Annotated in this window: 22 protein-coding genes and 2 pseudogenes; 12 read left to right on the forward strand and 12 right to left on the reverse strand. The window is 60.0% G+C overall.

Going from position 1 to position 23,457, the window contains the following annotated elements:
* Window positions 1–41: 41 nt before the first annotated feature.
* On the reverse strand, window positions 42–800 hold the full coding sequence (locus LB577_RS04395; RefSeq protein ID WP_224685696.1) for an SDR family oxidoreductase: 759 nt from the start codon (window positions 798–800) through the stop codon (window positions 42–44).
* Between the two features lie 65 nt (window positions 801–865).
* Window positions 866–1,636, reverse strand: coding sequence for an alpha/beta fold hydrolase (locus LB577_RS04400; protein ID WP_085984582.1), 771 nt, complete (start codon window positions 1,634–1,636; stop codon window positions 866–868).
* 418 nt (window positions 1,637–2,054) lie between these two features.
* Between LB577_RS04400 and LB577_RS04405 the strand changes: the two genes are divergently transcribed.
* Window positions 2,055–2,282, forward strand: coding sequence for a DUF680 domain-containing protein (locus LB577_RS04405; protein WP_013896614.1), 228 nt, complete (start codon window positions 2,055–2,057; stop codon window positions 2,280–2,282).
* A gap of 204 nt (window positions 2,283–2,486) precedes the next feature.
* Here the strand turns inward: LB577_RS04405 and LB577_RS04410 are convergent, their stop codons facing one another.
* Window positions 2,487–3,236 carry a glucose 1-dehydrogenase gene (locus LB577_RS04410; protein WP_013896615.1) on the reverse strand — a complete coding sequence of 250 codons (750 nt, stop codon included), beginning with the start codon at window positions 3,234–3,236 and terminating at the stop codon, window positions 2,487–2,489.
* A 176-nt stretch (window positions 3,237–3,412) separates the two neighbouring features.
* Window positions 3,413–4,390, reverse strand: coding sequence for an alpha/beta hydrolase (locus LB577_RS04415; protein WP_318013411.1), 978 nt, complete (start codon window positions 4,388–4,390; stop codon window positions 3,413–3,415).
* 566 nt (window positions 4,391–4,956) lie between these two features.
* On the opposite strand from LB577_RS04415, the gene LB577_RS04420 reads away from it, so the two are divergent.
* Entirely contained in the window at window positions 4,957–5,922 is a 966-nt protein-coding gene (locus LB577_RS04420) for an alpha/beta fold hydrolase (protein WP_224685697.1), read from the forward strand.
* Between the two features lie 239 nt (window positions 5,923–6,161).
* On the opposite strand, the gene LB577_RS04425 is transcribed toward LB577_RS04420, so the two are convergent.
* Genes LB577_RS04425 through LB577_RS04440 form a run of 4 tightly spaced genes read right to left on the reverse strand, consistent with a single transcriptional unit; the run spans window position 6,162 to window position 11,707 of the window.
* Window positions 6,162–6,890, reverse strand: a complete 729-nt coding sequence (locus LB577_RS04425; protein WP_031258038.1) for a response regulator transcription factor — start codon at window positions 6,888–6,890, stop codon at window positions 6,162–6,164.
* 16 nt (window positions 6,891–6,906) lie between these two features.
* Window positions 6,907–7,269, reverse strand: a complete 363-nt coding sequence (locus tag LB577_RS04430; protein ID WP_224685698.1) for a response regulator — start codon at window positions 7,267–7,269, stop codon at window positions 6,907–6,909.
* On the reverse strand, window positions 7,266–7,913 hold the full coding sequence (locus tag LB577_RS04435) for a response regulator transcription factor (RefSeq protein WP_023767341.1): 648 nt from the start codon (window positions 7,911–7,913) through the stop codon (window positions 7,266–7,268). The genes LB577_RS04430 and LB577_RS04435 overlap by 4 nt, the downstream gene beginning before the upstream one ends.
* Window positions 7,910–11,707 carry a PAS domain-containing protein gene (locus tag LB577_RS04440; RefSeq protein WP_224685699.1) on the reverse strand — a complete coding sequence of 1,266 codons (3,798 nt, stop codon included), beginning with the start codon at window positions 11,705–11,707 and terminating at the stop codon, window positions 7,910–7,912. Before LB577_RS04440 ends, LB577_RS04435 begins: the two co-directional genes overlap by 4 nt.
* 1,255 nt (window positions 11,708–12,962) lie before the next feature.
* Between LB577_RS04440 and LB577_RS04445 the strand changes: the two genes are divergently transcribed.
* Window positions 12,963–14,201, forward strand: a complete 1,239-nt coding sequence (locus LB577_RS04445; protein ID WP_224685700.1) for an HlyD family secretion protein — start codon at window positions 12,963–12,965, stop codon at window positions 14,199–14,201.
* A gap of 170 nt (window positions 14,202–14,371) precedes the next feature.
* Window positions 14,372–15,858 (forward strand): annotated as a pseudogene (locus LB577_RS04450) (MDR family MFS transporter).
* Between the two features lie 67 nt (window positions 15,859–15,925).
* Here the strand turns inward: LB577_RS04450 and LB577_RS04455 are convergent.
* Complete coding sequence (locus LB577_RS04455) at window positions 15,926–16,228, reverse strand: hypothetical protein (RefSeq protein ID WP_224685701.1); 303 nt, start codon at window positions 16,226–16,228, stop codon at window positions 15,926–15,928.
* Window positions 16,229–16,593: 365 nt separating this feature from the next.
* Complete coding sequence (locus LB577_RS04460; RefSeq protein WP_224685702.1) at window positions 16,594–16,806, reverse strand: hypothetical protein; 213 nt, start codon at window positions 16,804–16,806, stop codon at window positions 16,594–16,596.
* A 32-nt stretch (window positions 16,807–16,838) separates the two neighbouring features.
* On the opposite strand from LB577_RS04460, the gene LB577_RS04465 reads away from it, so the two are divergent.
* From LB577_RS04465 to LB577_RS04475, 3 genes and pseudogenes are all read left to right on the forward strand, one after another.
* Window positions 16,839–17,111: a hypothetical protein gene (locus LB577_RS04465; protein WP_224685703.1), complete on the forward strand. Its 273-nt coding sequence runs from the start codon at window positions 16,839–16,841 to the stop codon at window positions 17,109–17,111.
* Window positions 17,112–18,125: 1,014 nt separating this feature from the next.
* Window positions 18,126–18,707 (forward strand): cation transporter, encoded by a 582-nt coding sequence (locus tag LB577_RS04470; protein WP_224685813.1) that lies wholly within the window; start codon window positions 18,126–18,128, stop codon window positions 18,705–18,707.
* 50 nt (window positions 18,708–18,757) lie between these two features.
* Window positions 18,758–19,572 (forward strand): annotated as a pseudogene (locus tag LB577_RS04475) (sulfite exporter TauE/SafE family protein).
* Window positions 19,573–19,595: 23 nt separating this feature from the next.
* On the opposite strand, the gene LB577_RS04480 reads toward LB577_RS04475, so the two are convergent.
* Entirely contained in the window at window positions 19,596–20,039 is a 444-nt protein-coding gene (locus tag LB577_RS04480; RefSeq protein WP_224685704.1) for a MerR family transcriptional regulator, read from the reverse strand.
* A gap of 76 nt (window positions 20,040–20,115) precedes the next feature.
* On the opposite strand from LB577_RS04480, the gene LB577_RS04485 reads away from it, so the two are divergent.
* Genes LB577_RS04485 through LB577_RS04500 form a run of 4 tightly spaced genes read left to right on the forward strand, consistent with a single transcriptional unit; the run spans window position 20,116 to window position 22,177 of the window.
* The gene (locus tag LB577_RS04485) at window positions 20,116–20,724 is read left to right on the forward strand and encodes a hypothetical protein (protein ID WP_224685705.1); all 609 of its coding nucleotides are present in this window, start codon (window positions 20,116–20,118) and stop codon (window positions 20,722–20,724) included.
* Between the two features lies 1 nt (window position 20,725).
* Window positions 20,726–21,115, forward strand: a complete 390-nt coding sequence (locus LB577_RS04490; RefSeq protein WP_224685706.1) for a thioredoxin family protein — start codon at window positions 20,726–20,728, stop codon at window positions 21,113–21,115.
* A 1-nt stretch (window position 21,116) separates the two neighbouring features.
* Complete coding sequence (locus tag LB577_RS04495) at window positions 21,117–21,824, forward strand: cytochrome c biogenesis CcdA family protein (RefSeq protein ID WP_224685707.1); 708 nt, start codon at window positions 21,117–21,119, stop codon at window positions 21,822–21,824.
* 14 nt (window positions 21,825–21,838) lie between these two features.
* Window positions 21,839–22,177: a YnfA family protein gene (locus LB577_RS04500; RefSeq protein WP_224685708.1), complete on the forward strand. Its 339-nt coding sequence runs from the start codon at window positions 21,839–21,841 to the stop codon at window positions 22,175–22,177.
* Between the two features lie 200 nt (window positions 22,178–22,377).
* Here the strand turns inward: LB577_RS04500 and LB577_RS04505 are convergent, their stop codons facing one another.
* Window positions 22,378–23,010 (reverse strand): tyrosine-type recombinase/integrase, encoded by a 633-nt coding sequence (locus LB577_RS04505; protein ID WP_224685709.1) that lies wholly within the window; start codon window positions 23,008–23,010, stop codon window positions 22,378–22,380.
* Between the two features lie 240 nt (window positions 23,011–23,250).
* Here LB577_RS04505 and LB577_RS04510 point away from each other — a divergent pair, with 240 nt between their 5' ends.
* Complete coding sequence (locus LB577_RS04510) at window positions 23,251–23,457, forward strand: hypothetical protein (protein ID WP_224685710.1); 207 nt, start codon at window positions 23,251–23,253, stop codon at window positions 23,455–23,457.

The following is a 23,457-nucleotide window of genomic DNA, read 5'->3' on the forward strand; positions in this document are numbered from 1 at the left end:
GGAATGCTGGTCTGATGGGTCGCGAAACCGGCGTTCAGTACTTACGCCGGTGGCGTGTATCGGCTGAGCCAGTCGTCGAAGTGGACGGCGCCGATACGCGCGCTCTCGCCGGGGACAAGCGTTTGATCGTCGATTGCCACTTGACCGTAGTAGAGAGCGCCAGGATCCGAGACGATTTTACGCGGATCGTTGGTGGCCTTTAGAAAGCGACCGACGAGCTCGCTCATACGAACGCGATCGGGGCCGGCAATTTCGATCGTGCCGTTCACTGGCGCTGCTAGGGCGACGTCCGCCATCGCATCGGCAACGTCGTCGGCTGCCATTGGTTGGAAGTACGCCGGTGACATGTGGACGGTATCCCCTACGGCGCCGGTGTTTGCGATGGCGGCGGTGAACTCGAAGAACTGTGTGGCGTGCACGATCGTGTAGGGGATAGCGGACTCCTTGATCAGCTTTTCCTGAAGCAGTTTGCCGCGGAAATACCCCATGTCCTGCAGCCGGTCGGTGCCGACCACAGACAGCGCGACGTGATGGCGGACGCCGGCGGCCGCTTCGGCTGCAAGAAGATTACGCCCGGATGCCGCGAAAAATTCGAGCGCGGCGTTTTCCTCGAATGACGGTGAGTTCGCGAGATCGACGACGACTTGTGCCCCGGCAAGAGCGACGGCCAGCCCTTCTCCGGTGACGGTGTTCACTCCCGAATTCGGTGAGGCCGCAAGCACGTCGTGTCCCTTCCTGCGCAGTCTTTCCACAGTCTTGGAACCGATCAGCCCGGTTCCGCCGATGACGACGATCTTCATTTCCAATCTCCTTTGTTGAGGGTGTTGATTTGCGGGTGTTGGTCGAATGTCGGCTTTCCGGCGAGCTACTCGCTGGCCGATGCGGCGTCCTCGATAAGTGAGGTGACCTCGTCGGGGTGCGAGACCATGAGCGCGTGGGAAGCACCCTCGATGACGACCGTCTTCACGGCGTGCGCGCGCTTGGCCATGAAGCTCATGACGGCTGCCGGGATATTTCGGTCATCGGTGCCGTAGATCATGTAGGACGGCAGCGTTTTCCATGAAGCTACGCCCGAGGGCTCGGCCAGGGCTGCCTGCGCGATCGGGCGTTGGGTGGCGGCCATCAGCGACGACTGCTCTTCGGGAACGTCGGCCGCGAACTGGGCTCGGAATTTGTCCGGCTGGATGAAGAGATCCTGGCCGCCGTTCGGCGACGCGACTGGAGCAAGCGCGCTTGCCAAAGTGCTGCCGGGAAACATGCTGGACAAGGTGGCGCTCGATTCGCCGTTATCCGGCGCGAATCCGGCCACGTATACCAAGGCCTTCACATTGGGATTGCCGTTGGCGGCTTCGGTGATCACGGGTCCGCCGTAGGAATGCCCCACCAGCACGATCGGTCCGGGAACCGACCGGATGATGGCCGAGACCGCCGCGGCATCGCTGGCGACGCTGCGGAGGGGATTGGCTGCCGCCTTCGCCACATAGCCGTCCCTGCCGAGTTTGGTTATGACCGCGTCCCAACTCGACGATTCGGCGAAGGCCCCGTGCACCAGCACGATCGTCGGCTTGGGCTTCGCTCCGGCCGCCTGCGCCGTTGCGCCACCCGCGACGGCAAGCGCGGCGGCCAGCGCCAGGATTCCAGTGACATTTCGCATTTGCTTTCTCCTTTGTCGGCCTTCCGTTTGACCAATGTGGAGAAGGATGCGCCGATCCGGGGCGCCGACCTATTGTGCGGAATGGTCGGTCATACGATGCCAAGGTGCAGGGTGGGTCATCGCTGCGATCAGGTGACCTGGGTATTTCGCACGCGGATCGCCGGCAGCGCAGGAGTTCGTGACCAATACAAATCCATGGAGCTGCTGCCTCCAAACACCACTGCCGCCCCGGCGTAACGGCAAGACTCCCACCGCGAACGACATTGCCCCTGACCTTAGGCCTTCACAGCCCATGCTTTCGTATGGATCAAACAGCCACATCGTCTGATCGTTCCGCAATGACGCAGAATTTATATTGTCATTGTGAATACGATCCAAAATTGGCCATGGAGTTACCAAAATGAAGAACACATCTCTTGCTGCCGCAATCCTTCTTGTTGCAGCAGGAAACGCCGTCGCCGGAAGCGATCACTACGGATCAAACTCGGTCCAGCAACCCGCAACTTCTTCCGAGAGCATGCACACCTCCTCGATCAGGAAGACGGGCAACGATGCCGGCGTGCAGGAGACCGTGCGCAAGCCGATTGCTCCCAGCAAGGACCCGGGCCAGGGCATCTGGGGTCACTAGCACCCGAAAATTGTAGAACCTGGAAGGACCGGGGCGTCGCCCCGGTCCTCTTCACGCTTTCCAAAGGACCTTGAAAGTGCGTGGGGACCCTGACACAGGTTCTGAGACCGGGGAGCTATAAAACCACCTTTCACCTTGGATCTGGCCGGGTGGTATGGCGATCGACGCTCGACCGTCAAACGGCAGCGACTTGGCTACCCCAGCTCAAAGCAATGCCATTCCGCCGTCGACCCGCAGATTGACACCGGTGACAAAACTGCTTGCGTCCGATGCCAGGAACAGAGCGGCTTTTGCCAGTTCTTCCGGCTGGCCCATTCGACCAAGGGGAATTGCTTCGGCCATGGACTTCTCGAAGGATGCTCGCATTTCGGCCGGGACACCCAGTTTGTCGAGAATAGCCGTATCCACGGGGCCGGGGCTGAGCACGTTGACGCGTATGCGACGCGATTTCAGTTCTATCGCCCAACTGCGCGCGAAGGCGCCGATGGCTGCCTTGGAGCCTGCATAAACGGCATGGCCTTCCAAGACCTTCTCGCTGGCGATTGATCCCGTAAGTATGACTGCGCCGCCATCGCGCATCAGCGGGATCAGTTTCTGCACACCAAAGAAGACGCCGCGCGCATTGATAGAGAACTGCGCATCGTACTCGTCTTCGGAAACTGCCGACGAATGCGTGATGGTGTTCACGCCGGCGTTCGCCATATAGATATCGAACGCCCCAAACCTCTGATGGATCTGTCGCGCGACATCCTCGTGGTGCGCCACGTCGGCTACATCACCCTGAATGCCCAGTGCGCCGGCTCCGATCTCGGAGACTGCCTCCTCGACGGCACGCTGTCTCCGGCCGGTGATTACGACCTGCGCCCCCTCCGACGCGAAAGCTTTCGCGGCGAATAGCCCAATCCCACTGTTTCCCCCGGTGATCAACGCGGTCTTTCCTGAAAGTATACCCATTTGCATTGCCTCTGATGATTTTCACGAGAGCCGCCGCAGTTGCCCACCGCAGTTCTCAGCGTGAACTCGGACGGCTGAGACCAGAAGCATCTCCAGGAGCCATCGATGCTGAGTTTTCATAGTCAGGCTGGCCGCACCGGTGTTGTGCGGCCAGCCATGAGCGCCGCTTGAGAGCACTAGCCCTTGATGAAGGCGAGCAGATCGGCGTTCACCTGGTCCTGGTGTGTGGCCGTGATCCCGTGGGGCGCGCCGGGGTAATATATGGCCTTTGCGCCCTTGATCAGCCGCTCCGACTTGACTGACGAATCCTTGACCGGGACGATCTGGTCGTCCTCGCCATGCAGGATCAAGGTCGGTATATCGAATTTCTTGAGGTCCTCGGTGAAGTCGGTTTCGGAGAACGCTTTGACGCATTCATATGCATTCACGAGACCGACCTGCATGCTCCAGAGCCAGAACTGATTCAGAACCCCCTGGGAGACCGTGGCGCCTGGCCTGTTTGCACCATAAAACGACTGTGCGAGGTCCAGATAGTGCTGCGAGCGATCCTTGAGGAGGCCAGCCCTTATGCCGTCGAACACTTCGATCGGCAGACCTTCCGGATTGGCCGGCGTTTTCACCATGATCGGCGGAACAGCGGCGATAAGAACAGCCTTGGCCACGCGTTCCGTCCCGTGCCGTCCGATATAGCGAGCGACCTCGCCTCCCCCGGTTGAATGCCCGACCAGCGTGGCGTCCCGGAGATCCAGCGCCTCGATCACGGCTGCAAGATCGTCCGCGTAGCCATCCATGTCGTTGCCGGAGGTGGCCTGGCTGGAGCGGCCATGGCCCCGCCGGTCATGAGCAACCACGCGGAAGCCATTATGGGCCAGAAAGAGCATCTGTGCATCCCAGGCGTCGGAATTCAGCGGCCAGCCGTGTGAGAAGGTTATTGGCGGACCCCTACCCCAGTCCTTGTAATAGATTTCCGTACCGTCCTTGGTTGTGATGGTGCTCATTGTTTTGCGTCCTGATTGAGGGGTGGAAATATGTGGGTTTTGCTGGGCGCCGGATGACGAAGCGACTGGCAGTCCGGCTATGACCGCCGCTGAAAAACTGGCCAACAAGACGTCGCGGCGGGTTGCACCGAGGGTGAAAAGTCCATCCATACTCATCGTGTCCATCCTTGGTGAGCGGCTTCTCGGGTCGGCTCACCATCACGATCACCGGGTCGACCTGCACCGTCGCTTTCGGGGGGAGGAGCGGGCGAAGGAGCGGCGACGCCCGATGATCGTGATGGCTTGCGAGGGAGAAGATGCGCCGATCCGCCCCGCGAACCTATTCTACGCAAGCATCTGTCATACGATGCCAAGGTGCAGGGTAGGTACGCCGAGGTGCTGGAACTGTCGCTGAGATGGGGCAAATGATGCGATGACGTTGGTTCGTGCGCGACGTGCCGCGTGCGGCTGTCACAACCACGACCTATCAAGCCGTATGAGGATTCTTCTCAAAACGAGGAGCGGCTGATCGCGAGCAAGTCACCGCCCGAACGGACCGCGATAGGTTTCGCCTACGTGGTCCTCATGTTGAGTAATCAACTCACCGCCGGCCAGAGCGCAATATGCTTAGGTGTACAACGCGTTATTATAACGACAAAGGCTTTAACGCTTTCGCCTTATAGAAATTGCACGGCATTTGCCGCTCTTGGAGCACTTTGGACCTCACAACCCCGGAGTGCTTTATGCGCCTTAGCTTTCTTTCTGGTTTCCTCATTGCGGTTCTTGCTGCCGGGCCATCGACTTCTGCCAGCGCACCGCGCTCCGGCGTGCCGCTCGGGCAATCGACCGACCTGTCGGCACGTATCGTCGACGGCAAGGCCGACGTTAACGGTGTGGCCTATCACTATTTGCTGGCAGCAGGCGGCCCGAAAACCGTGGTGATGTTGCATGGTTGGGGCACGACCTCATACATGTGGCGCTTTGTAATGCCGCAACTGGTGGCGCGCGGTTACACGGTACTTGCGCCCGATTTGCGCGGTTTGGGGGACACCGCCAAGCCTGCGGCCGGCTACGAAAAGGCGGCGATTGCCGAGGATATTCGAGCACTTGTCAATCAGCTGAACCTTGGTCCGGTCGTCAATCTCGTCGGTCACGATATGGGTGGCATGGTCGCTTATTCCTATGCGGCTCAGCACCCGGGGGAAGTCACCACACTGGCAATCGTTGACGTCCCGCTGCCAGGCATCGAACCGTGGAACGAATTGATCCAAGGCCCTCGCACTTGGCATTTTCGCTTCCACTCCGTACGCGACGTGCCGGAAATGCTCATTGCCGGTCGCGAGCTTGAGTATTTAAAGTGGTTTCACAATGCAGAGGGGGTAAATACTCGCGCGTTCGACACCGAAGCCGACGAAGTCTACGGCCGTTCTTATGCCCAGCCTGGCGCATTGCGCGCAGGCTTCGAGTACTACCGGGCTTTCCCGCGTGACGAAGAACAGAACAAAGCCTTTGCAAAACACAAGCTGACGATGCCGGTACTCGGTATAAGCGGTTCGGGTGGCCTGGCATCGATGTACGAAGGCCATCTCCGCCACGTCGCCGAAAACGTACGGGCCGTAGTAGTCGAAGGCTCAGGCCATTGGGTTCCGGAGGAGCAGCCGGCCGCCGTCACAAGGGCTCTGATCGAATTCCTGCCACCAGCATACTAAGCTTCGCGGCTGGCTGAAGCACAACATTAGCGATAGTCGCCGTGATGGAGATGCGCCGCTCCAAAGCTTTCCCAATGCGCCGCCGTTAGCTGGCGATGCGCGGCAAGAGCTTGGCAGTGTAGCCTCAACACCAGGTTACACGCGGCGATCATCGCTCTAAACTTCATAAAAATTTGTCTGAGTCCGGATCGTCCTGGGCAGGCTACTCTTAACGGAGAAGCGCCAGCCGCTGGGCGATCCTATCGGACGGAGGCGAGGTTCACCCTTTCGAAAGTCCTGGCCGCGCCGGCCTCGCGCATCGCCGGGGGCAGCGTTTCCCAGGCCCGGATCAGCTCTCCGATGGAAGCTGCTTCCATCTTGCGCATGACATTGCCGCGGTGAAGCTTGACGGTCACTTCACTGATGCCGAGGTCGAAAGCGATCTGTTTGTTGAGGCGCCCACGCGCCACTTCATGCAGCACCTCGCGCTCGCGCGGGGTCAGCGTCTCGACACGCTCGATGTTGCGCTTGACGACCACCGCATCCGCCCGCCGCTTGGCATCCACCGCAATGCCCGCGATCACGGCGTCAAGGAGTGTTTGGTCGCGCACCGGTTTGGTGAGAAAATCCACGGCGCCCGCCTTCATCGCCTGGACAGTCATCGGTATGTCGCCATGCCCAGTCAGGAAGATGATGGGCTTGGGATTGCCGTTTGACGCAAGATGGTGCTGTAGATCCAGGCCGCTTGCCCCTGGCATGCGGACGTCGAGGATCAAGCAACCGGGGCTGTCCAAGACGTCAGCGTCCAGCAATTCTCGGGTCGAAGCGAAGCAGACCGGTTCAAAGCCCATCGACAGTATCAACTCCGACAGTGCCTCCCGAACAGACGCATCGTCATCGACAATGATGACGAGCGGCTGCTGCGGCTCGGCGTTCCGCTGCCGTGACACCGGCGTCGATCTCTGCAAGAGCGGTTGGTCAACTCTCATGTTCATCCCTCGGTTCTTAGTTGCGTAAAGCGTCGCTCACAGCCGCAAGCAGGGCCTGGCCATCGAAGGGCTTTCGGAAAAACCCGCTGATGCCTTTGGCGCGGTGCTGATCGGCTATCTCGTGACGACCGGTGATCAGGAACACCGGCAGGTCCGCACGCGTCTTCTTGACCAAGTCACGAAGTTCAAAGCCGTCCGTACCAGGCATCCCGATATCGGTAATGAGCAAGTCCACGTCAGACAGCCCGCTGACGAGCAGTGATCCCGCCGACGAGAAGATGCGGGCAGCATAGCCCGCAGACTCCAAAAGGTTCTCGAGCGACTCGAGCAATCTTGGGTCGTCATCGACAATCGCCACGACAGGTCGCACCTTGCTCACACTCCGTTCCCTCCCGTTCGTCGAGAGTGGCTGATCGGTATCTCCAACCGCTCCGCCATGCGCACGAGATCAGCGAGTGATGCCGCAACCATTTTCTGCATCACGTTCCGTCTATGGATTTGCAGCGTGACCTCGCTGATCCCCAACTCAGCCGCGGCCTGTTTGTTGAGCAGGCCACTCACAACGAGCGGCAGCACCTCGCGTTCTCGCTGCGTGAGCTCTTGATAGCGTTGCCTCAACACGGTGAGTTCGGCGCGCTCTGATCGCCTTTCCCGGTCCTGGGCGATCGCTGCCCGGATCGCGACCATGAGGTCCGTATCGCTGAAAGGCTTTGTCAGGAAGTCCACAGCGCCGTGCTTGATCGCACGCACAGAGGACGGGATGTCGCCATGCCCCGTTATGAAGACGATCGGCGGATGATCGCCCTCGGCGATCTGCTTCTGCAGATCTAGACCGTTGATGTCAGGCAATTCCACATCGAGGATCAGGCAGGCGGGGACGTCCGGCTTGTCGGCAAGGACATAGTCGCCGGCCGATCCGAACGCTACGGCGCGCATGCCATGGGACTCCAGAAGCTCACCAAGCGCTTCCCGAATACGCACGTCGTCATCGACGATGAAGACCATTTGATCGTGGGGCGTCATGCTGCCGCTTTCATTTCAACTGGCATCGTGAAGACGAACGCCGTTCCGTGCGGATCGTTCTTCTCCACCCATAACCGTCCGCCATGGGACTCGACGATCGAACGGCAGATCGCGAGTCCCATGCCCATGCCATGCTCTTTCGTCGTAAAGAACGGCTCGAATATCCGGTCAGGAAACTCAATGCCCGGGCCACAATCGCTGATCTCGATCTGGATCGCGTCCCCTATACGGCCCACGCGAAGTCCAAGAACCTTGTCACCGGTAACAGAGTCCATCGCCTCGATCCCATTGCGGATGAGGTTCACCAGAACCTGCTGGATCTGCACCCGATCGAGCGCGACAATAGGAAGGTCGCTTTCGACATCGATATCCAGACGAACACGGCGCCGCACCGCCTCCTCGGCGATGAGGTCGCGCGCCTCCGCGATGACGCTGTCGAGTGCTGTGTAAGCCATCGCGTCTGCCGATTGCTTGAATAAGGCGCGGATACGGCTGACGACATCCGCAGCTGAGTTGGCATCACGGATAATACGCTCCACAGTCTTCTGCGCCCGCTCGATATTTGGCGGATCGGCCGTGAGCCAACGCTGGCAGGCATATGAATTGGCGACAACAGCCGCCAGAGGCTGGTTCACCTCATGCGCTATAGAGGCTGAAAGCTCGGCGAGACTCGCCGCCTGGCTCGCGCGTGCAAGTCTCTCTTGCGCCAGGCGCAGCTCTTCTTGCGTGCGAACTTCGCCGTCGATGTCCAGACAGACGACGTTCCACTGAACAATCGCCCCTTCTGCATTGCGCATCGGTGCCGCGCGCGTATCGACCCAGCAATATTCGCCATCGAAGCGACGCAGACGGTGCCTGCGCGCATACGGTTCGCCAGTGGCCAACGAATGAGCATAGTTCGCTTTGACGCCCGCCAGGTCGTCAGGATGAACGCCTTCGTCGAGTGTCCCGGACAGGCGGGATTTTCCCTTACCGTCCAATAACTCCAACTCATATCCGAGGAACTCGCGGAGCTGACGGCTTCGATATATCGGCTCACCATTCGGTGCGGCGCAATCGATCATCACCGGCAGCGTTTCAACCAGCTGCCACAGCGAACGTTCTCTCTCGCGCAGCGCCACCTGTGCGCGCATCTCCTCGTCGATGTCGATGGAGACCTGGTACCAGTGAACGATGGCTCCGTCCCGATCGCGCAGAGGCTCGCAACGCCCTTCTATCCAACGATAGCTGCCGTCTTTCCAACGCCGGCGATACCGCATGATGAAGGAGTCGCCAGTTTTGAGGCAGCTGGCTGACCTATTGAGCACCTCGAGAGCGTCTTCGGGATGAATCAGATCTCGAGCCACCCTCGTGAAGTCTTCGAAGTTTGCCCCGGAGATGCCGAGTTCCTCCAAAGACCGCCTATTGACGTACGCAAGCTTGCCATCGGGCGTCCAGCTCCAGATGTGGACCGGCAAGGCATCGACAAGCTGCTGAAGCTCGCGCTCTCTTTCGCGCAATGCCTCCTGCGCCCGCATCTCATCTTCAATGTCGATTGAAGCCATATACCATTGAACGATCGTGCCATCGGTATCCCTTAACGGTTGCGCTCGTGCTTCTATCCAGCGGTAGACCCCATCCTTCTCGCGTCGACGAAAGCGGTTCACGAAAGGCTGGCCGGACGCGAAGCCATTCGAAGCCCTCCGAAACATTGTCGGAAAGTCTTCAGGATGGGCCAGGTCCCGGGCCAGGGCATCGAAGTCATTGATGTGCGTCGGTGGCGAACCGACCTTCTCCAGGTATCGCTTGCTGGTGTAGGTGATCCTGCCTGAAGGGGCAAAGCTCAGGAGATTCACGGGCACGGCGTCAATCATCTGCTCCAGTTGCCGGTTAGCTTTCCGCAGCGCTTCTTCTGCCCTCACCTGGTCGTCGACGTCGTGCGAAAGACCGTACCACTGGACGACAGTCCCACACTCGTCTCGCATCGGTTCCGCACGGCCCGACATCCATCGGAAGACGCCGTCAGCACGACGCAGGCGATAGTTCAGGGAGAAGCTCTCGCCGGTGGAGACCGAATGGTTGATCGCAGCTTCCAGCTTGGCGGCGTCATCGGGATGTACGACAGCCGCAATGGCCGCCTTCAGGCCATTTCCTCCTACATTCTCGTATCCTCCTACGCCGAGGCCCAGATACTCAACCATTCGCTTGCTGAAGAAGACCGGCTCGCCCGACGCAGACAGGCGCCAGAGGAAGCTCGGCACCATGTCGACCAGTTGCGAGAGTTCCCGCTCCCGGTCGCGCAACGCTTCCTGTGCGCGCATCTCGTCGTCGATGTCGATAGAGATCACATACCACTGAACAATCGCGCCGCTGTGATCACGCAGCGGCTCGCCGCGTCCATCCACCCAGCGGTATGCTCCGTCAGCACGGCGCATTCGATACTTCATGGAGTACGGTTCGCCGGTAGCCAGAGAGTGGCGGACGGTCTCCAGGAGGCGTGCCGCATCTTCGGGATAGACAAGGGACTCTATGGCCGCCGCCTGCCGGCTCATCCCCGGCTTGTCCAGATCCGTCACACCATCGAGACCGAAGAAGTCAAGCAAACGTCTGTTGAAGAAGGTCGGCTCGCCTTCAGGTGTCAGCCGTCTGATCTGGACTGGGACCATGTCGACGAGCTGAGAAAGTTCCCCCTCCCGACCGCGTAGCTCCGCCACGGTTTTCTTGTAGACATCGTTGTCGAGCGCGATTCCGTACCATCCTGTGATACGACCCTGGCCGTCGAGCGCAGGCCGCGCGGCGGTTCGGGCCCATACGTAGGTGCCGTTTGCGCGCCGAAAGCGAAACTCGACGTTGAAATGGTCGCCGGTCCTCAGACAATGGCGCCAGGCAACCGCGATCTGCTCATAGTCATCTGGATGAAGCAGACGCTTCCAGGCGGTGTACCCCTCGTTCAATGGAGCGTTCAGATCCTCCAGCGTCACCCCGAGGGAGCTCAGCGCGAACGGATGCAGGTAGATCCATCTACCCGCCGCATCGAACGCCCATCCGTTCCCGAATATGCTCTCAACGATTTTCGCCGACCGAATTGGCCCGGCATCGTTCTCAACCAAGAGATCCAGGTCCGCCCCGGAAAGCGGCTCCCCGTCTGTCACCAGATCATCAATGTCCAGACTGACACTGTAGCCGGGCTCCGATCGGGTCTCGTTCCAGCGATAACTTCCGTCGGCCTGCAGTTGCCTGTGCCTCGTTACTTGGGGGACACCCGTCCAAAAGGCGCGGGCGACTGCGTGCGCCGCCGCTGTCCGGTCATCCGGATGGACCAGACTCAGAGAATGGTGAGCGTCAGAGGCGGCTTCCTTCTCGAGTGCAGCAATGACCACGTCAGCGAATCGCTCTGTGGCTGCGGACGGCGAAACGCCTTCAATCAATGTGCCATACCATGCAACGGCGTTACCTTCGCTATCGCACAGCGGCTGTCCCGAGATTCGGCTCCAACCGTAAGCACCGCTCGCGCGCAAGATGCGGTGCTCCACATTGTAGTGCTCACCTGTCTGCAGGCAGCGACGCCACTCGGCCACGGCTCGGTCATAGTCGTCTGGGTGGATTAGCCGTTTCCAACCCGCGGGGCCACCTTCTGACGAAGTGTTGAACTCCTCCAGCGTCGCGCCGAGAAGCGATAGCGTGCTGGGAGTAACATAGCTGAATCTGCCCGCCCCGTCTGTCGCCCACCCATTGCCGACTACGCTTTCGATGAGCCGAGCCGCCCGCAACGCTTCCGCGTCGGGTTCGCCAAGCGAGTTTAACGCTGTCGTCATTGTCTTCTCCTACCGGACAATGAAAGGCGGAGACTATCGGCGCCTTCTTTAACTCTCATCGTTGACCATCTGGGCTCGCGAATTGCTTCATGATCTTAACCGGACCACGCCGCAGCCGCACCTCATGGAAATCCATGAGATGTGAGTGACCAACCTCGGGTGAGGCACCTACACGTCACGATTGAAGCTATAGCCTCTCACGCGGAGAAATCGATAAACCTAGCCGTTAAAAACGCACGCCTTCGCCGACATACAAAAAGCCTCGGGCCCCGCCTCAACTACGCTGAGCAGTCCCCGGAGCTCCCCCGTGAAATTCATCTTCGCCATGCCCGTATTTTCGTAATGTTTGCCGCAACACTCGGGGCAACGGCCAAATGCCCGCTCGGCTCCAAGCTGCTAAGATCGGCGATCCACAGCGTGTATGGCAATGCCGGCTTCACGGTGATCGCGATGCCGGCCTCCGGCGGTGCCGCCGATCTTGAGACGCCTGCCAATCGAAGTGTTTTTGCCTATCGAAGTTTTTGACGGGCTGAGCCAAGCGCTGCAAGTCGGGCGCAGTTCTATCTCGATTTTTGCGACCGGCCCGTTCTAAGGGTTCAACCGATCGGACGCGAAGCCATTTCGAGCGTCGTTCACACATGATGGACGCCGCCAATGCCCAGATTCAATTCATCAAGGCCTTTTCGGAGACCTCCTCTCACCGAAGACCTCCAAGTCAATCGACTTGTCTCCGTTCGTGATGCATGGCGACGACGACTAGATCGTTCCGATCCATGACTCGGCGCTGCTCTCGCGAACACTGAAGCGAGCAACACTCAAGGTCTATGAGAAATTTCCGCACGGCATGTGCATGACGCAGGCCGGCACTATCAAATCCTGACCTGCTCACCCTAGTCAGGTCATAGGCTCGCGCCGCCTCCTCCCGGCAAGAGCCCAGTCTGGCTGCCGCTCCCGCCGGCAGGCAATCCCCCTCACAAACAGGAGCAAGACAACGATCAGAACGACCGTCTTCATCGCTCCTATCGCAGCCCTCTCCCTATACGTTAGAGCAGATGATTTTCGGTTCGGTTCTCTCAATTGTACTTCGAGCCGTGTCAACCGGACGAGACGGGGATGACGAATGCAGGGGTCTTTCCGGTTTCTCTCTGCAGCCAACGAAGAGGCAGGCGAGCGTCTTACCTGTCCGGCTTCCGATTTTTGAGCACAGGGGCATTCCGCTCTTGCGCAAAGCACCATGAACGTCAGGACGAATGAGATGTCCGAGATGCCCGCGACCACCAACTTCTCCAACGCACCCGGCGCGGCCGTGCCTCAGCCGCGGCCGGCTGCCTTCGTCGAGCAGCCAGCTCGGCCCTCGGCGGAAGAGCCGAGTGCCTTGCCGGTTGGTACGGAAGCTACTCCCCGCGACGTCACTGCGGCGGTATCTAGGGGCCGCCGCCTCAAGCGGATCGCATTCGCGGCGACGTTTCTGATTTGCGCAGCCGCGGGAGGTGATTGGGGCTATAGCTACTGGACCGCAGGCCGGTATCTGGAGTCTACCGACGACGCTTATTTGAAGGCCGACTACACGACGGTCGCGCCGAAGGTCTCGGGCTACATTGCCAATGTGCTGGTGCATGACAACCAGACTGTCGAGACCGGGCAGGTTCTCGCCCGCATCGATGACCGCGACTTCCGTGCCGCGCTCGCCCAGGCTGATGCCGAGGTCGAGGCCGCCGAGGCGGCCGTCCGTAATCTCGACGCACAGATCGCGCTCCAGCAGTCGCTAATCCTGCAGGCAAAGGCGACAGTCGCCGCAACGCAAGCTTCGCTGACGTTCGCCAGCACCGACGCCGACCGCTATGCGACGTTGGCAAGGAGTGGCACCGGTACTGCGCAGAAAGCCGAAGCAAGCCGCGCCCAGGCCGATCAACTCATCGCCGGGTTGCAGCGCGACCAGGCTTCCCTAGCCGCCGCAAAGGCTAAGCTTGACGTACTCGCCACCGAGCGCAACAGTGCCGTTGCCCAAACGGATCGCGCCGAGGCAGCTTCCGATCAGGCCCGACTGAACCTTTCCTATGCCACGATCACGGCACCGGTCGACGGCACGGTCGGCGCGCGCACGCTCAGGGTCGGACAATATGTGGCATCAGGCACGCAGTTGATGGCTGTGGTGCCGCTGGATGCCATCTATGTCGTCGCCAACTTCAAGGAGACGCAGCTCGCTCATGTGCGTCCCGGGCAGCCGGTGCGCGTCGCCGTCGACGGCTTCCCTGGCGTCGAATTGACTGGTCACGTCGACAGCCTGTCGCCGGCGAGCGGCCTGGAATTCGCATTGCTGCCGCCCGACAACGCGACCGGCAACTTCACCAAGATCGTCCAGCGTATCCCGGTGAGGATCGCCATCGACAATCACAAGTTCGGCGGGCTGCTCAGGTCCGGCATGTCCGTCGAGCCGACCATTAACACCAAAGCGGCCGTGCTGGCCGACGGTCGTTCCACAGTTTCGCGATGACTGACGCTGGCGCCGTTCTTACCGACGCTCGAGGAGTTGCAGCAATGACAACCGCCGTCTCTTCGCTTCCGACGTCGGTCGGCGACGTCCAGAACGCGGCAGGATCTGCTGGTGCCGCCAATTCGCTGCGGGTGTGGGTGGCGGTGGTTGGCTCTGCCCTCGGCGCATTCATGGCCGTGCTCAATATCCAGATCGTCAATGCCTCGCTTGCCGACATCCAGGGGGCGATTGGGGCTGGCATCGATGACGGTGGCTGGATCTCGACGTCCTACCTCATAGCGGAGATTGTGGTGATCCCGCTGACCGGCTGGCTGTCTCAGGTCTTCTCGCTGCGCATCTATCTGATCACCAACGCGGTGCTGTTCCTCGTCTTTTCGGTAGCCTGCGCCTTCGCGGCCAATCTAGGTCAGATGATTGTCCTAAGAGCGATCCAGGGTTTTACCGGCGGCGTGCTCATCCCGCTCGCCTTCACCATTGTCATCACGCTGTTGCCGAAAGCCAAGCAGCCGATCGGCCTGGCCCTGTTCGCACTGTCGGCCACCTTCGCGCCAGCGATAGGCCCGACCATCGGCGGCTATCTCACCGAGAACTGGGGCTGGCAATACATCTTCTACGTCAACCTGGTGCCGGGCGCGCTGATGGTCGGCATGCTGTGGTTTTCGCTCGACCGCCAGCCGATGCGGCTTGGCCTGCTCGCCAAAGGCGACTGGCCGGGCATTGTCACCATGGCCATCGGACTCGCGGCCCTACAGACCGTACTTGAGGAAGGCAACAAGGACGACTGGTTCGGCTCGCCCTTTATCGCGCGGCTGGCAATCGTCGCCGCCGTGTCGCTGACCCTGTTCGTCTGGATCGAGCTGACTTCGAGCCATCCGCTGCTGAACCTCAGGCTGCTGGTCCGCCGCAACTTCGGCTTCGGCACCCTCGCTAACTTCCTGCTTGGCATCGCGCTTTACGGCTCGGTCTTCATCGTGCCCGTCTATCTCGCCCGTATTCAGGGCTACAATGCCGAACAGATCGGCAGGGTGCTTGCCTGGACTGGCCTGCCGCAACTCCTTCTGATCCCACTGGTGCCTGGCCTTATGCAGCGCTTCGACATCCGTCTCGTCATCGCGATCGGCTTTGCCCTGTTTGCCGCCTCTAATTTCATGAACATCCATATGAGCGCAGCATATGCCAGCGACCAGCTGTTCTTGCCGAACATCGTACGCGCCATCGGCCAGGCCCTTATACTGGCGCCGCTTTCGGCGATCGCCACATCAGGCATCGAGAATGAGAATGCCGGCTCGGCATCGGCGCTATTCAACATGACCCGCAACCTCGGCGGCGCCGTCGGAATCGCGCTGCTGCAGACCTTCCTCACCAAGCGCGAGCAGTACCATTCGAACGTGCTGGTTCAGTCGGTATCGGTGTTTGAGGAGGCAACCCGCGTCCGCATCGCGCGGCTGACCGCCTACTTCCACTCGCATGGCATCAACGACCAGGCGCTCGCCGCACAAAAGGCGATCGTTGCGATCGCGCTGAGAGCCCGCCAGCAGGCCTACGTAATGGCCTTCAACGACACTTTCTTCCTGCTTGGCGTCAGTCTGACGATCGCGTTGGCGGCTGTCCTGTTGCTGAAGAAGCCGGTCATATAGCAGCCGGCGGCGCCCACTAACCTACTGGGGAAGCCGGAACGCCACTGGACTCCAATTCGCTGGTTCGAGCTCCAGGGCCAGTAGGCTTCATAGGACGCGGCTTTGGCATGGCCGCACTAGGATGCAGTGTGAATTCGCGAGCCGTGATAGGTGCTGCGCCAAGCGCTGACGATGCTCACACCCGTTGCCGCGCCATTGCGCGACCGCAGATGGGCCGGGCACCAGCGAAGAGAAATCGACCTCGACCGTAGCAAGGTCTTCAACAGATAACACCAGCTCGGCGGGCCGTCTTTCGGGTTCGCCAGGATTGCTCATGATGAAGGTCTCTGTTGCTGGAAAGTGCTTCATCGCACCGGCGGCAATCGAGCACATGTCTGCGGCCGTGGTCATCTTTTTGCTCAAGTGGCACCATGGGGGCCGAGGCGGGATATCAGTCATTGTGCCAACAGTGTGTGCGCCCGATACTTTCGCTTATTAATTCCTCAGCGAAGGATTGGCCTGATAACCGAGAACGCCATGCGGCGACAGGAGGTCCTGGCTCTTCCGGCGACAATTTCTCACGCCAGGCTTGGCTCGCGCGGCATCAAGAACAATTGTCTCGGCGCGCTCACACCTCGGCATAGGCATACCTACCTGTCTGCATCGTAGCCGTCTTTCCTGCCAAGTGCGAGGCTTCCAACGCGCTATCCGGAACGACCGGCGCCAAGTGGCCGAACGGGCTCCTGCCCCTCCATTTGCGGAAACGTCATCTGCATTCAGACAAGAGAAATATCGTGAAACTCTACTACAGTTCCTTCGCCTGCAGTTTGGCTGACCACATGGCGCTTGAGGAGGGCCGGCGCTTCCTTCCAGCGCGGGCGATAGACCTCCAGACGAAACGAATGGCTTCCGGTCACGACTTCCTTACGATCTCGGCAAAGGATAGTGGCGAAACGCTGACCGAGAACGGCACGCACGATGGCGAGCATGTTTGGTTTCAATGCTGGCAAGGAGACGCAACATGAAAATTGTGGTCATTGGCGGCTCACGTTACATAAGAGCGCGCACCGTCAAGAAACTGCAGCGTAAGGGCCACGAGGTGGAGGCTGCGGCCTCACTCCCTCGCGTCGACAACCACATTGCGGACCATCGCGATGCTGGCTACGCTGGCCAAACTCTGAGGCGTCTGCTCCTGCATTTGGCGTCGCTCGTTCATGAGCTGTGGCGTCAAGGACGAATATGGCGCAGCAAGCTTTGCATTCGCGTCGAAGGACATGACCCCAAAGCGATGTAGATCGCAAGCGCATGACGCGCTTAGGAGCACTCTCGCCTAGTCAAGGCGGCCCGGAGTTGGAGGGAACGTTTTGAGGCCGGCAAAGATGCTCGGGTCAGCGGTGTCGACAAGATGCGTGAGGCCCTTGAAGCAGCAGGCGCATCGACCACTGCGGCGCGATACTGCCCGTAGCCGACCTTCACGAGCAGGCCTTCCTTGCACATCGGGGACAAGTAATAGCGAGGGATTCCTGCATTTGACAAATCACAGGTCTGCACCTCACAGCCCTCGTAGCCAGAGCAACAGCTTGGTTGAGAAGTGATGGTTTGGGAACACCCGCAAAGCGAAGTGCCTCCGCACGGTGTGCCGTCCAGAATTATCTGTCGCTGTCCGGAATTAATCAGGCCGTCGCCGTCGTGCGCAAGCGCCAACGCTGAGATACTGACGCCATCTGGCTCAAGTCTCAAGCGATTGTGGAGGAAGTATAGAGCTGAACCTCGGTGCTCAGGTTTACCAATCCTGTCGTCTTGGGTTGACCAATCCGTTGTCGACCGTGAGCGGGTTTACCAATAAGGGCGGCTATATTCTACGCAAATCCAATCACTTAATGCCAATCCAGAATTAACTGTCATTGAGGCCATTGGTATACTTGGTCTTTGATCGGAAACCCCTACCCTCAGCCAGAAAACATCCCTGTTTTCAATCGCATAGGCCACCCACAAGCGACGCATAATTCCGGACTGGTAAACCCCGTGAAATGCCAAATAATTCCGGACGTCACACCACACTGCCATTTATGCGACTTTCGAAGCACAAAAGGCGAACATGTAGTCGCGGCCTATGTGTTTTCGACGTCAACAGTACTGGCCAACTTCGGCTATCGGCCGGCTTGTGAATGACCGGAAGGGGGCCGTTTGCAGACTGTTGGCTTTAGGTCTGGGGTGCGTCAGAGCGGACAATCAGGCTGTCCGCCGGTTGTCGAAAGACATCGCAAAGCCGATGGCCCAACACACCGGTCTCGTCTACTTTCAGACGATGAATCTAGCACTCCGTCGCGTTGTCCTCATTGTCGCGCTGCTCAACCTCGCCTATTTCGGGATCGAGTTCGCGGTAGCGCTCACCATCGGATCAGTGTCTCTTTTCGCCGACAGCATCGACTTTCTGGAAGATGCATCCGTAAATCTCCTTATCCTGCTCGCGCTCGGCTGGTCGTTGCGCTCTCGCGCACGTGTGGGGATGGCACTGGCCCTCATCCTGCTCGTGCCGGGTCTGGCTACGCTCTGGACGGCATGGGAGAAGTTCAACATGCCCGCGCCGCCGCAGCCGATCGCCTTGACTCTGGCGGGCCTGGGCGCTCTCGCCGTCAACCTCTCCTGCGCCTACATGTTGGCCGCCTACCGTCATCACGGCGGCAGCCTCACAAAGGCAGCCTTCCTGTCGGCCCGCAACGACGCATTCGCCAACATCGCCATTATTGCTGCCGGCCTGGTGACGGCCTTGTTGTGGCAGTCGGCGTGGCCGGATCTGTTCGTGGGGCTGGGCATCGCAGCGATGAATGCGGATGCGGCGCGCGAAGTGTGGGAAGCGGCGCGTGAGGAACACCGGGCCGAAGCATAATTCGCGCCTTTCATGCCAAAACCGATATGTATGGTCGAATATTGCGGCCTATGCCATGTTGCCCAAAACGACAGGAATTGCGCGCGGCACAAAGCAGGGCGTTGGCATTTGGTGACGGGACGATCATTGGCGCACTTGGCGGATTGATCGGTCTTGGCGGTGCAGAATTTCGGTTGCCGCTTCTGATCGGCGTGTTTTGGTTTGCGGCATTGGAAGCCGTGATCCTCAACAAGGCCATGAGCCTCGTGGTGGTGGCATCTGCGCTGCCCTTCCGCGCCCGCACGGTGCCGTTTTCCGAAATCGCTGCCATTGGACCATAATCCTGAACTTGCTGGCCGGAAGCCTGCTCGGGGCTTGGCTCGGGGCAGGATGGGCAACACGCCTCAAGTCGGAAAATCTCTACCGCGTGATCGCCGTGCTTCTTGTCGTGATCGCTGCGGTTCTGATGTTCGGCCACGATGCGAGGTCGGGTGCACCCCTTTTGAACGGGGCTGCGCAAGCGGTGGCAGGCATTGCCGCTGGATTTGTCATCGGCGTCGTGGCGTCGCTGCTTGGGGTGGCCGGAGGTGAACTGCTGATCCCGACATTGGTGCTGCTGTTCGGTGCCGACATCAAACTGGCTGGCAGCCTCTCCCTCGCGGTAAGCCTGCCGACCATGCTGGTGGGGTTCACCCGCTATAGCCGGGACCAAAGCTTTTCCGTCCTCGGCCTCAACAAGACCTTCTTGCTTGTCATGGCGGCGGGCTCCATCGCCGGCACGCTGGTCGGTGGCCTGCTGCTTGGTGTGGTGCCCAGCCCATTCCTGCTGCCGGCCCTTGCTGCGATCCTGGTGATCTCGGCGGTGAAGATTTGGAAGCACCGCTAACCGGTTCGGTGCACGCCTAGATTTCAACCGCAGCAGCCGCCCTTGGCTGGCGCCGCCATATCCTTGAAGATCACGCAGTCTTGGCCAGGTCCACCCGCACAAGCGACGTTGCAGCGGGTCACAAAGCCCTCTAGCCGGCGTTCGAGCAAGCGCAGCTCGGCGAGTTTCTGGCGCACCTCGTCAAGATGTCCTTGGGCAATGTCTCGGGTTTCCACGCAATCGCGGTCGGTGCTGATGGAGAGGTCGAGCAATACCCGCACTTGATCGATGCCAAAGCCGAAGTCCCGGCATTGCTTGATGAAAGTCAACCGCCCCAAATCGTCGTCGTCATAAGTCCGCTGACCTCCGGCCGTTCGCGGCGCGGGAGGCAGCAATCCAATCTCCTCGTAATAGCGGATTGTGGGAGTCGTTACGCCCGCCGCTTTGGCCAGCGCCCCTATGGTGAACACGCGGATGTGAAGGTTCATCGAAAATACTCCTTGAACCTCAAGTTACTTGAAGGAGTACACCATTGCAAAGGTAGAGCTCGAAAGGAGTCTTTTGATGAAGAACACCCCGAAATGGGCCGGTGCCGTCACTGCCGCTTGCGCGGCCTGCTGCGCCATAGCGGTGGTGCCGTCAGCTCTGGTCGGCACGGGCCTGGCAGCTATCGCCGGTGCCGCGTGTACCTGGGGCCTTGGCCTCCTCGCGCTCGCCGTCCCTGTCGGAGGGCTTTATCTTCTCTCGCGCCGGAAGGCAGCGCCCAACGCCAGGTTTCAGTCATTGATGGCACAAGACGAGTGTGGCTGCGGCCCGTCCTGTGCCTCGGCGGCCGACAACGACGCTCTGTCCATCGCCTGCACACTTGGCGCCTCCGATTTCAAGGAGCGTGTTGCCGGTATCCGCGCGTTGGCCCGTCGCTCCCTGCATCACGCCGAGCGCACGGCGCTGTCGCTCAAGCTCACCTATGGGCGGGAAGCGCTGGAAGAGGTCACTGAGCTGATGCGCAAAGAGCAGACTTGCTGCTCATTCCTGACCTTTGACCTGAAGACGAGCCCGCGCGCCGTTGTTCTCACCATCATCGCACCACAGGCAGCGGCCGATGCAGCCGACCTGTTGTTCGACCACTTTGCCCCTGAACTCGCTGCATCGAACCTCAAGGAGATCGCATAACATGCAACGTCGTCACTTTCTGATCCTCTCGGCTGCCGCCAGCATCGCGGCCGTTGTCTGGCCGGCGCTGGCCCACAATGGCGACGAAACCATTCCTGGCTTCGACGAAGCCCTCAAGGCAGGCGGCCCTGTAATGATCCATATCACGGCGCCGTGGTGCGAGGTCTGTCAGGCGCAAAAGCCAATCGTGGCGTCGCTGCTGGCGTCGCCTGACTTCAAGAGCATGAAGAAGTTCGATGTCGACTTCGACACGCAAAAGGAAATCCTGGCTCGCTATCGCGTGCAGATGCAAAGCACGATGATCGTCTACAAGGGTGGCAAGGAAGTCGACCGACAGACTGGCCAGACCGATCCGGCGGTCATCGAGGCCCTGCTGCGCGAGGCGCTGTAGCATGCTGCTTGCGCTCCTTGCTGGCGTCCTGTCGATCCTCTCGCCCTGTGTGCTGCCGCTGCTTCCGGTCGTCCTGACTGGGGCGGTGGCCGAACACCGGCTGGCACCATTGGCCCTGGCCGCAGGCGTCGCCGTCTCTTTCACCGCGATAGGCGTGTTCGTCGCCACCATCGGCTTTTCAATCGGCCTCGACATGACCGTGTTTCGCACCGCTGCCGCTGTGCTGTTGATACTGGTTGGCGCGGTGCTGCTCGTCCCTCGGTTCCAGACGCAGTTCGCGACGGCGGCCGGTCCGGTAAGCAACTGGACGCAGACCCGTTTCGGCGGGTTCTCGACGTCCGGCATCTCTGGTCAATTCGGCGTTGGATTGCTTCTCGGCGCGGTATGGACGCCTTGCGTCGGACCGACTCTCGGCGCCGCGTCCATCATGGCTGCGCGGGGTGAGAACCTTGGCATGGTGGTGCTGACGATGCTGGCTTTCGGCATCGGCACATCATTGCCGCTGCTGGCTCTAGCTCTGATGTCCCGCGAAGCGTTGCTCCGCTGGCGGGGTCGAATGCTCGGCGCGTCCAGTGGCATCAAAATGGCCCTCGGCGCGCTGCTTGTCGTGGCCGGAGTCATGACCCTGTCGGGGTTTGACCGAACTATACAAGTCGGCCTTGAACAGACTTTGCCGGACTGGCTGGTGGCTATCACCACGCGCTTGTGAGAAATTCAGACCGCATGCCTATTCTACTGAGCACGTTCCTGACGTTTGCATCTGCTGCGCTCGCCGAGATCGCCGGCTGCTTTGCCTTCTGGGTTTGGCTGAGGCAGGGGAAATCAATCCTGTGGCTGGTGCCGGGCATCGCCTCTCTGGTGCTGTTCGCCTATCTGCTGACGCTCATCCCAAGCGACTATGCCGGTCGCGCCTACGCGGCCTATGGCGGCGTCTACATCTCGGCGTCGCTGCTCTGGTTGTGGCTGGCCGAAGGACATCGACCAGATACCTGGGACCTTGTGGGTGGTGCTGTGGCCTTGCTCGCGGTGGGGATTATTCTGTTCGCACCTCGAAGCGCATGAGTCTCGCCCGCAGATCGCCGTCCCACCGTCCTGGAGCGTTCGCAAGCAGACGCCGGTCCGCTTGGCGGGAGTTCCAAGGGGCGACCTCCATCATGGTCACGAGCGATGTCGGCTTTCAGGCGACGACAGAGCGTGCCTGCACGGCCGACATTGGGCGCAAATTGTTCACGGCTCCACTCGTGAAGTGGAGCCGCTCTTGATCAAACCTCAGTTGCCTGAGCAAGTTCGAGAGCATCTTCTACATCGACTCCCAGATAGCGGACCGTATTCTCTATCTTGGTATGACCGAGCAAAATTTGGATGGCTCGCAGATTTCCCGTCGCTTTGTAGATAATCGAAGCCTTGGTGCGACGCAGTGAATGGGTGCCGTATTCCTCTGGTCGAAGCCCGATCGCCTCGACCCATTCATCGACGAGGCGGGCATACTGCCTTGTGCTCATGTGAGCGCTTGGATCAATCCTGCTTGGAAATGCGTAATCATTCACTGTCCCGCCGCGTCGTTCCAGCCATACGAGAAGGCTGGAGCGTGCGTCGCTCATCAACTCGAACTGAACAGGTCTGCCGGTTTTCTGCTGAATGACCATCGCGCGAGTTCGGATTTCCTGCCCTACAACCAGGCTGCCGATTTTGATTTTGACGAGATCGCAGCCGCGCAATTTGCTGTCGATCGCCAAATCGAAGAGCGCTCTGTCTCGAAGACGCCGTTCCCGATCGAGAAAGAAGCGTATCGCCCATATCTGTCGAGGTTTCAGAGGGCGTTTCGTTCCGACCTTCTTGCCTGCATTCCATGCCCGGCGATCGGAGGCGATGAGGTCGTAGCACGAGTGTCCCATTTCGTTTCTCCTTCGGCCATGATTGGCCACCGGAGAAACGCCGGTAGACGGTTGAGGGGCCGGTTGCGGACTGGCAGCTGCCCGGCAACCAACTTGAGAAAGCCGCCCTTCTTGACTTCGGTACTGGGCTAGGTGCAGCCGGAGTAATCAGGGAGATGGCGGCAACCCGCTGCCCTGCTTGGCGGCCTTCATATTCGCCATATCAACCCACTCACGCAGCTGACGCCAATCCTGACCGAAATGACGCTCACCAGGAAGGTTCGCCCATGCGAATTTCTCGCCAGTCTTGAAATCAAGGCCGACCAGCCCTTGGATTTTCTGGAGAAACTTTATGGTGTCCTCCTCGCAGGCATCGCCGCCCTAGTCGCGAAGACGAACGCCAGCCGCGGCTCGAAATTGCGGCGCTTGTCTCTGCGGCGCACCCTTGCCTGCGCGCTTGCTGAATAA

The sequence above is a fragment of the Mesorhizobium sp. B283B1A genome (genome assembly GCF_020165735.1).
GTDB classification, from domain to species: domain Bacteria; phylum Pseudomonadota; class Alphaproteobacteria; order Rhizobiales; family Rhizobiaceae; genus Mesorhizobium; species Mesorhizobium opportunistum.

Excerpts from the sequence above, each read along its gene's own strand:
- LB577_RS04455 (WP_224685701.1), bottom strand. The coding sequence starts at position 16,228 with ATGACCACGGCCGCAGACATGTGCTCGATTGCCGCCGGTGCGATGAAG.
- LB577_RS04470 (WP_224685813.1), top strand. The coding sequence starts at position 18,126 with ATGAATCTAGCACTCCGTCGCGTTGTCCTCATTGTCGCGCTGCTCAAC.
- LB577_RS04405 (WP_013896614.1), top strand. The coding sequence starts at position 2,055 with ATGAAGAACACATCTCTTGCTGCCGCAATCCTTCTTGTTGCAGCAGGA.
- LB577_RS04500 (WP_224685708.1), top strand. The coding sequence starts at position 21,839 with ATGCCTATTCTACTGAGCACGTTCCTGACGTTTGCATCTGCTGCGCTC.
- LB577_RS04490 (WP_224685706.1), top strand. The coding sequence starts at position 20,726 with ATGCAACGTCGTCACTTTCTGATCCTCTCGGCTGCCGCCAGCATCGCG.
- LB577_RS04425 (WP_031258038.1), bottom strand. The coding sequence starts at position 6,890 with ATGAGAGTTGACCAACCGCTCTTGCAGAGATCGACGCCGGTGTCACGG.
- LB577_RS04510 (WP_224685710.1), top strand. The coding sequence starts at position 23,251 with ATGACGCTCACCAGGAAGGTTCGCCCATGCGAATTTCTCGCCAGTCTT.
- LB577_RS04410 (WP_013896615.1), bottom strand. The coding sequence starts at position 3,236 with ATGGGTATACTTTCAGGAAAGACCGCGTTGATCACCGGGGGAAACAGT.
- LB577_RS04420 (WP_224685697.1), top strand. The coding sequence starts at position 4,957 with ATGCGCCTTAGCTTTCTTTCTGGTTTCCTCATTGCGGTTCTTGCTGCC.
- LB577_RS04415 (WP_318013411.1), bottom strand. The coding sequence starts at position 4,390 with ATGAGTATGGATGGACTTTTCACCCTCGGTGCAACCCGCCGCGACGTC.
- LB577_RS04465 (WP_224685703.1), top strand. The coding sequence starts at position 16,839 with ATGAAAATTGTGGTCATTGGCGGCTCACGTTACATAAGAGCGCGCACC.
- LB577_RS04480 (WP_224685704.1), bottom strand. The coding sequence starts at position 20,039 with ATGAACCTTCACATCCGCGTGTTCACCATAGGGGCGCTGGCCAAAGCG.
- LB577_RS04435 (WP_023767341.1), bottom strand. The coding sequence starts at position 7,913 with ATGACGCCCCACGATCAAATGGTCTTCATCGTCGATGACGACGTGCGT.
- LB577_RS04505 (WP_224685709.1), bottom strand. The coding sequence starts at position 23,010 with ATGGGACACTCGTGCTACGACCTCATCGCCTCCGATCGCCGGGCATGG.
- LB577_RS04495 (WP_224685707.1), top strand. The coding sequence starts at position 21,117 with ATGCTGCTTGCGCTCCTTGCTGGCGTCCTGTCGATCCTCTCGCCCTGT.
- LB577_RS04395 (WP_224685696.1), bottom strand. The coding sequence starts at position 800 with ATGAAGATCGTCGTCATCGGCGGAACCGGGCTGATCGGTTCCAAGACT.
- LB577_RS04485 (WP_224685705.1), top strand. The coding sequence starts at position 20,116 with ATGAAGAACACCCCGAAATGGGCCGGTGCCGTCACTGCCGCTTGCGCG.
- LB577_RS04440 (WP_224685699.1), bottom strand. The coding sequence starts at position 11,707 with ATGACGACAGCGTTAAACTCGCTTGGCGAACCCGACGCGGAAGCGTTG.
- LB577_RS04460 (WP_224685702.1), bottom strand. The coding sequence starts at position 16,806 with ATGCTCGCCATCGTGCGTGCCGTTCTCGGTCAGCGTTTCGCCACTATC.
- LB577_RS04445 (WP_224685700.1), top strand. The coding sequence starts at position 12,963 with ATGTCCGAGATGCCCGCGACCACCAACTTCTCCAACGCACCCGGCGCG.